Below are 5,376 nucleotides of genomic sequence, written 5' to 3'. Positions count from 1 at the left end.
CCCCCCGACCTGACCGTCCATCATCCCGGACGGGCCCAGCATGTGCGCGCCGGCCTCCGCCTGCGCCACCGCCATCTCGGCGTACCGGGCGGCGGGCGTCGAGGCGCGACGGTTCCTCGGGCGTCATCCCGAGTGGCCGGTCCTGCTGGCGGCGGCCGCCGCGTGGGCGGCGCTCCTCGGCTCCTGGTCGCCCACGTCGGGCTCCGGCGCCCGCGGACCGGGACTCGCGGCGGGGCACCACGCGTTCCAGGGAGCGGGCGCAGGGTGGTCCTCCGCGTGGCTCGACCCGGCGGCACTCTCGACGGGCTGGGCCGACGGCGTCCACGGCATCGTGCCCGAAGTGGCGGCGGACTGGGGGCACTGGGGGCTCATGGTCGTCGCGATGATGCTGCCCGGGCTGGTCCCGTCCGTGCGGCACGCGGCGTTCGCCTCGCCACGCAGGCGACGGCACCGGACCACGGCGGTGTTCGTCGCCGCCTACCTCGCGCTGTGGATGCTCGTGGGACTCGGGGTGACGTTCGTCGTCGGCCTGCTGCGTCCTGGGGTCATGGCCGCCGCCGCGGTCCTCGTCGCGGCGTCGGCGTGGCAGCTGACCCCCGTCGTCCGGCGAGCCCTGGCCCGGTGCCATCGCTCGGTCCCGCTGGGCGTCGAGGGCCGGTCGGCGGACACCGCGGCCTCGCGGTTCGGCTGGTTCCACGCCCGCGCGTGCGTGCTCTCGTGTGCACCGTTCATGGTGGCGTTGTCCTTCGCGGGGCACCCGCTCTGGCTCACGCTCGGGATCGCGGCCGTGACGTGCCTCCAGAAGCTCGGTGCCGACGCCGAACGCTGGGTGCATCCTGTGACCGTCCTCGGGGTGCTGTCGGCCGTGGTCCTGGTCGGGACGAGCTGAGGGCGATACGCCCACCCGTCGAGGGTGACCCGCCCGCCGAGGGTGACGGCGCGGTCCGCCGAGGGTGACGGCGCGGCCGAGGTGGTCACCCTCGGCGGGCAGGGACGTCACCGTCGACGTAGTACCAGCGTCCGCCCTCCCGGACGAACGCGCTGACCTCGTGCAGCGACCCGCGCTCGCGGGTCTCCGCGGAGCGGTAGTGGGCGACGAACTCCACGACGCCCGTCCGGTCGAGCGGGCCGCCCGCGCTCGTCGCGACGACGTCCAGACGGCGCCACGTCACGTCGTCGTCGAGGTCCAGGTCCGTGGGGCGCGTCGAGGGGTGCCAGGTCGCGAGCAGGTAGTCGGCGTCGCCGACCGCGAACGCCGCGTAGCGCGAACGCATCAGGGCCTCGGCCGTCGGAGCCGCCACCGTGTCGTAGCCTGCAGCGAGCCCGCGGTGGTACCGCCCGCAGCACGCCCCGTACGTCTCTCCGGACAGGCAGGGGCAGCGGGCGTCGTCGGGCAGGGGAGAGGTCGCGGTCACCCGACCATCCTTCCGTAGGGTGTGAGCCGTGCGCCTCCTCCGCTGGACCTTCGCCGTCTACCTCGCCGCCGTGCTGGTCGTGACGTGCTTGCCGTCCCCGCAGTCGACGGCCGCGCCCGGGTGGGCGCTCGCGGTCCTGGACGCGTTCCGGTCGGTGGGGGTGCCGATGTCGTACGAGCTCCTCGAGGCGGCCTCGAACGTGGTGATGTTCCTGCCGTTCGGCGTGCTCGGGCTGCTCGTGCTGTCCGGGTCTCGTCCCGCGGTGCCGCTCGGGCGGGCGGTGGGGTTCGTGGTCCTGGCGGGGTTCGCCCTGTCGCTCGCGATCGAGCTGTCGCAGCTCGTGATCCCCGGCAGGTACTCGACCGTGCAGGACGTCGTGACGAACACCACGGGGGCGGTCGCGGGCGCGGCCGCCGTGGCGGGAATTCTGGGCGCCCGACGCCCGTTGTCCCCAAGATAGTGTCGCGACGACACTAAAATTCTCGCATCGTCACCCGGAGGTCCCCATGTCCACCCCCCACGTCCCAGGCGCACCCTTCGACGGCTCGCCCTTCCAGGGCAAGGTCGCCCTCGTCACGGCCTCCGGTGCAGGCATCGGGGAGGCGGTCGCGAAGCGGCTGGCCTCCCAGGGGGCGGCCCTCGTCGTCTCCGACGTGAACGACGAGGCCGGCGCACGGGTCGTCGCCGACATCGAGGCCGCAGGCGGACGCGCCGCCTACCGCCGCGCGAACGTCGCCGACCCCGCAGACGTGAACGCGCTCGTCGCGTTCGCGGTCGAGACGTTCGGCGGGCTGCACCTCGCGGTCAACAACGCGGGCGTCGGCACCCGGCCCTTCCGCCTCGACGAGATGCCCGAGGACGGCTGGGACCGCACGCTCGACGTCACGTTGCGCGGGACGTTCCTGTCGATGAAGGCCGAGATCGCCCACATGCTCGGCCACGGCGGCGGCAGCATCGTCAACGTCGCGTCGATCGCGGGCCTCAAGGCGTCGCCCGGACTCTCGCCGTACTCGGCCGCGAAGGCAGGCGTCGTGTCCCTCACGTACGGCACGGCGATCGAGTACGTGACCGACGGCATCCGCATCAACGCCGTCGCACCGGGCGCGATCGAGACGGCCGCGCTCGCGTCGCTGCCCGAGGAGGCCCGCGCCGGGTACGCGGCCGACGTCCCGATGAAGCGCCTCGGCCAGCCGTCCGAGATCGCGGACGCCGTCGCGTTCCTGCTGTCCGACCAGGCCAGCTTCATCACCGGTGTGGTCCTGCCGGTCGACGGCGGCACCCGGGTCGCGTGACCGACGCACAGCAGCACGGGGCGGGGCCGGGCGCCGGCCCCGCCCGGGCGGCCACCCCCACGGGCGACCCGCGCGTGCCCGGGTACCGGTCCGACCTGCTCGACTCCCTGGTCCGTGTCATGGGCCTGTGGACGAGCGGTGACTTCCTCGCGGCCGTCGCGGCGCGCGAGGGGATCGACCTGGACACTCCGGCGATCGTGGTGCTCACGGTCGTGTGGCGGCAGGGCCCGCGGCGGCCCTCGGCTATCGCCGAGCACCTGTCCACGGGGGCGTCGAACGTCAGCAAGATCCTGCGCCGCCTCGACACCGCAGGGCTCACCGAGCGTCGCGAGGACCCCGACGACGCCCGGGCCTCCCGCGTCCACCTCACCGAGGCGGGGGCCCGCGTCGCCAGGACGTTCGTCGCCGCGGGCGACGCGCTCGTCGACGAGCTGCTCGACGGCTGGTCCGCGGGGGACCGCCTGGCCTTCACCGAGCTCATGCGGCGCTTCGAAGGGGCGAGCGAGTCCTTCCTCGACCGGGGCTGACGCTCCTGCCGGCCCGTACCGGCGGACCCACCGTGCCCGTCGTGCCCGTCGTGCCCGCCGTCGTGCCCGCTGTCCCGCCACCGGCGCGCGCTACGCCCACAGCAGTCGCCACCAGGTCTCGCCCGGCGCGTCCGCGCGGTGGATCCGGTGGATGCGGTGCGGCGCGTTGAGGGCGTCGTCGAGCCCCAGCTCGTCGACCACGTAGGCCCACAGGAGCTCGCACTCGCAGTCCGGGACGTGCTGCTCGGTCACGAGCAGGTCTGCCTCGAAGCGCAGGATGGCGCCCTCGGCGACCAGACTCTCGTCGCAGCGTCCCGGTCCGACCACGAACCCGTGGAGCGTCACGTCGTCCGGGTGCTCGGCGGCTGCCCGGAGCAGGCTCCCGAGCGGCGGTGAGCCGTTCGACCGGTGGGCGAGGCGGGTGGGGGCCAGGCGTGCGAGGAGAGCCTCGGCCAGGGGCCCGTCGAGGTTCGCGAAGAACGTCGGTTCGAGCGGGTCGTCGTCGGGGTGCAGGACCGGTTCCAGCAGCTCGGGCACGGCGTCGTCGAGGAGCCAGCCGTGCGTGTGCGGTCCGTGGACGTGGTGGAAGCCGTCGGGGCCGTTGGCCTCGGCGGCCTGTCGTTGCCAGAGCGCTCGGAGGGTGGGCAGGCCCAGGGGGGAGACCGGGTGCCGGTTCGTCGCGCGTCGTCGGGGGTGGGAAGGGCGGTTGCCGTGGCTCATGCCGGTAGGGTGCCGCGCCTGCGAGGACTACTGCCGGGACCGAAGAGTCTTCTGTGGACGAGAGCGCCGGAACACGGCCTGTGGACGACGCCGGATCGCGGCGCCTTGTCGCGGCACCCGGCAGCCCCGAGCCCGACGCGAGAGGATGCGTCCATGACCACGATCCTCGTGACCGGCGGCACCGGCACGCTCGGCACCCCCACCGTGACGCTCCTGCGCGCCGCGGGGCACGACGTCCGCGTGCTCAGCCGGTCCGCCAGGCCCGGCCCGGCCTTCGTGGCCGGGGACCTCACCACGGGCGAGGGCCTGCGGGAGGCTTTCGACGGTGCGGAGACCGTCCTGCACCTCGCGACCCGCGGCCCCCGGGCCGACGTCGCGATGGGCCGCCACGTCGTGGCCGCAGCCCGCGACGCCGGGGTGGGGCACGTCGTGTTCCAGTCGATCGTGGGCGTCGACCAGATCCCGCTCGGCTACTACACGGCGAAGGTCGAGGTCGAGGACCTGCTCGTCGCCTCCGGCCTGCCGCACACGATCCTGCGGGCCACGCAGTTCCACGAGTTCGTCGACAACCTCTTCGCGGCGCAGCGCTTCTCGCCCGTGCTGCTCACGCCGGCGCTCGAGGTCCAGCCGGTCGCGGTGCCCGACGTCGCGGCGCGCCTCGTGGAGCTCGTCGACGCCGGACCGTCGGGCCGGGTCGCGGACGTCGGCGGGCCCGAGCGCATCACGGGTCGTGAGGCCGCCCGCGCCTGGCTGCGGGCGACGGGCAGCCGGCGCGGGGTCGCCCGGGTACGGCTGCCGGGGCGGACCTTCGGGGCGTACGCGGCGGGTCACCACATGGTGCCGGGCGAGCCTCGCGGGACGGGCACGTACGGGCAGCACCTGGTCGAGCGGTACGGGCGCCCGCGCTAGCGGCGTCCCCGGGTTGCCGGGGCCCGGCCCGCGCGTGATCGTGGGGAGCATGACCCGAGCCCGTGGTGCCTCGCGATCCTCGTTCGACGTCCTCGCCCGGTCGCTCGCGATCGGTGTCGCGGCGGGCAGCCGGGCGTCGCTCGGCCTCGCTCCTCCGCTGCTCACGTCGTCGCTGTCCGGGCCGTGGGGCGCTGTCGCGAAGGTCGTCGGCGCGCTGGGGGTCGCGGCCGAGCTCACGGGCGACAAGCTGCCGAGCGCGGGTTCGCGGCTCGAGCAGCCCGGCCCGCCGATCCGCATGGTCTCGGGCGCGGTGGGGGCGCTCGTGCTCGCACGCCGCGCCGAGGCCGGGGTCCTCTTCCCGCTGCTCCTCGGTGCGGCCGGCGGCGCGGCGGGCACCTGGGGCGGGGCTGCGTGGCGCGCGGCCGCGGTCGGCAGGCGCCCCGACTGGCAGGCCGCGGTCGTCGAGGACGCAGTGGCGCTCACGCTTGCGGTGTTCGCGACGCGCCCCTGAGG

At 75.0% G+C, this 5,376-nt stretch carries 8 protein-coding genes and 1 pseudogene; 6 read left to right on the top strand and 3 right to left on the bottom strand.

The features are described 5' to 3' along the window. Nucleotides 1–84, bottom strand: a pseudogene (locus ACFRCR_RS16405) (hypothetical protein); the annotation flags it as partial. A gap of 247 nt (nt 85–331) precedes the next feature. On the opposite strand from ACFRCR_RS16405, the gene ACFRCR_RS16400 reads away from it, so the two are divergent. Continuing rightward, a complete protein-coding gene (locus ACFRCR_RS16400) occupies nt 332–889 on the top strand; it encodes a DUF2182 domain-containing protein (RefSeq protein WP_377678999.1) in 558 nt (185 codons plus the stop codon). A gap of 85 nt (nt 890–974) precedes the next feature. Here ACFRCR_RS16400 and ACFRCR_RS16395 read toward each other — a convergent pair whose 3' ends face one another. Beyond that, complete coding sequence (locus ACFRCR_RS16395) at nt 975–1,415, bottom strand: YchJ family protein (RefSeq protein ID WP_377678998.1); 441 nt, start codon at nt 1,413–1,415, stop codon at nt 975–977. A gap of 28 nt (nt 1,416–1,443) precedes the next feature. Between ACFRCR_RS16395 and ACFRCR_RS16390 the strand changes: the two genes are divergently transcribed. From ACFRCR_RS16390 to ACFRCR_RS16380, 3 genes are read left to right on the top strand one after another with little or no spacing between them, the layout of a single operon-like run. Continuing rightward, nucleotides 1,444–1,875, top strand: a complete 432-nt coding sequence (locus ACFRCR_RS16390; protein ID WP_377678996.1) for a VanZ family protein — start codon at nt 1,444–1,446, stop codon at nt 1,873–1,875. A gap of 46 nt (nt 1,876–1,921) precedes the next feature. Beyond that, nucleotides 1,922–2,707, top strand: a complete 786-nt coding sequence (locus tag ACFRCR_RS16385) for an SDR family NAD(P)-dependent oxidoreductase (protein WP_377678995.1) — start codon at nt 1,922–1,924, stop codon at nt 2,705–2,707. Then, a complete protein-coding gene (locus ACFRCR_RS16380) occupies nt 2,704–3,234 on the top strand; it encodes a MarR family winged helix-turn-helix transcriptional regulator (RefSeq protein WP_377678993.1) in 531 nt (176 codons plus the stop codon). The genes ACFRCR_RS16385 and ACFRCR_RS16380 overlap by 4 nt, the downstream gene beginning before the upstream one ends. 90 nt (nt 3,235–3,324) lie before the next feature. On the opposite strand, the gene ACFRCR_RS16375 is transcribed toward ACFRCR_RS16380, so the two are convergent. Then, nucleotides 3,325–3,954 (bottom strand): hypothetical protein, encoded by a 630-nt coding sequence (locus tag ACFRCR_RS16375; RefSeq protein ID WP_377678991.1) that lies wholly within the window; start codon nt 3,952–3,954, stop codon nt 3,325–3,327. A 153-nt stretch (nt 3,955–4,107) separates the two neighbouring features. Here ACFRCR_RS16375 and ACFRCR_RS16370 point away from each other — a divergent pair, with 153 nt between their 5' ends. Continuing rightward, entirely contained in the window at nt 4,108–4,863 is a 756-nt protein-coding gene (locus ACFRCR_RS16370) for an SDR family oxidoreductase (protein ID WP_377678990.1), read from the top strand. A gap of 49 nt (nt 4,864–4,912) precedes the next feature. After that, nucleotides 4,913–5,374, top strand: a complete 462-nt coding sequence (locus tag ACFRCR_RS16365; protein ID WP_377678988.1) for a hypothetical protein — start codon at nt 4,913–4,915, stop codon at nt 5,372–5,374. Nucleotides 5,375–5,376 lie beyond the last annotated feature (2 nt).

This window comes from Oerskovia sp. NPDC056781, assembly GCF_042789955.1.
GTDB classification, from domain to species: domain Bacteria; phylum Actinomycetota; class Actinomycetes; order Actinomycetales; family Cellulomonadaceae; genus Oerskovia; species Oerskovia rustica.
This window is presented reverse-complemented; position numbering and strand designations above follow the sequence as displayed.